General features: G+C 39.6%; 1 protein-coding gene and 1 pseudogene. Both read left to right on the top strand.

Going from position 1 to position 1,108, the window contains the following annotated elements; all coding sequences use genetic code 11:
- The first annotated feature begins 176 nt into the window (after window positions 1-176).
- The gene (locus QUB24_RS33470; protein WP_333157896.1) at window positions 177-827 is read left to right on the top strand and encodes a hypothetical protein; all 651 of its coding nucleotides are present in this window, start codon (window positions 177-179) and stop codon (window positions 825-827) included.
- Window positions 790-1,108, top strand: a pseudogene (locus QUB24_RS33465) (hypothetical protein); the annotation flags it as partial. The gene QUB24_RS33470 and the pseudogene QUB24_RS33465, both read left to right, overlap by 38 nt.

Raw genomic sequence — 1,108 nt, 5'->3', positions numbered from 1 at the left:
TCAAAGGCACCGCTTCCCCCGATGACCCCGAACTCACCAAATATTGGCAAGACCGCATGACCCGATACGGTAAAACCTATTGGGAAAAAGGTACGAAGCTCGTATCCGCTCAATAAATAGGGGTAACAGCAAAAAAGAAGGTTCACAAATACGAAGAGTATGGTAGAATATAAAGCATGACGCAAAAAACATCTGGTGACCAATTAGTAGAGACCTTACTGCAAAGCATTGAGCCATCTGAGATTGCCGACGAATCATTGCGTCGTACGGTGTCCATATTGCTGAACCTTGTAGAGCAATTACAAGCAGAAACCAGAGAATTACGAGCAGAAAATCAAAGATTAAAATCCGAAAACAATCGCCTGAAAGGAGAACAAGGAAAACCAGAGGTCAAAGCTAATGGAGCGAAAAAGTTAAAAGAGAACTACTCATCCGAAAAAGAGCGGAAAGCACCAAAAAAGCACATTAAAAGTAGTAAAAATGCTCTGGTCAAAGTTGACCGAGAAAAAATCCTGGAGTATCCTGAAGCAGAACTACCATTCGATGCAGAATTTAAGGGTTATGAAGAGGTAATAGTTCAAGACATTTTACTGAAAACAGATAACGTGTTATTTCGGAAAGAGAAGTATTACTCACCTTCCGAAAAGAAAACATACTTAGCATCGTTACCATCCGGATATGATGGAGAGTTTGGCCCCGGAATAAAAGCGCTAGTTATGAGCCTGTATTACGGGGGAAACATGACGATGCGGGAAGCTATTAGATTTTTTAAGCAATATTGGGATTTCAATGTCAGCCGGTTATTTATCAAATCTGCTGGTAAATAATTCATCAAAGTTTGAATCAGAATTTAACGAAGTGTATGTATCCGGATTAGCAAGTAGCCCCTGGCAACACTTAGACCAAACAAGTGCGCGTGTTAAAGGAGTAAATCACACTACAAATATAATTTGCAATCCATTATATACAGTTTATTTTACAACCTTAAGAAAAGACCGATTAAGCGTACTTGGAGTATTACAGAACAACCGAGAACTTGAGTTTATTCTATCTCCACTTACTTACCAGCTATTAGATAACTTCAATGTCCCCCAGAAGTGGAGCCATC

The organism is Microcoleus sp. B9-D4 (assembly GCF_036705105.1).
Classification (GTDB): domain Bacteria; phylum Cyanobacteriota; class Cyanobacteriia; order Cyanobacteriales; family Microcoleaceae; genus Microcoleus.
This window is presented reverse-complemented; position numbering and strand designations above follow the sequence as displayed.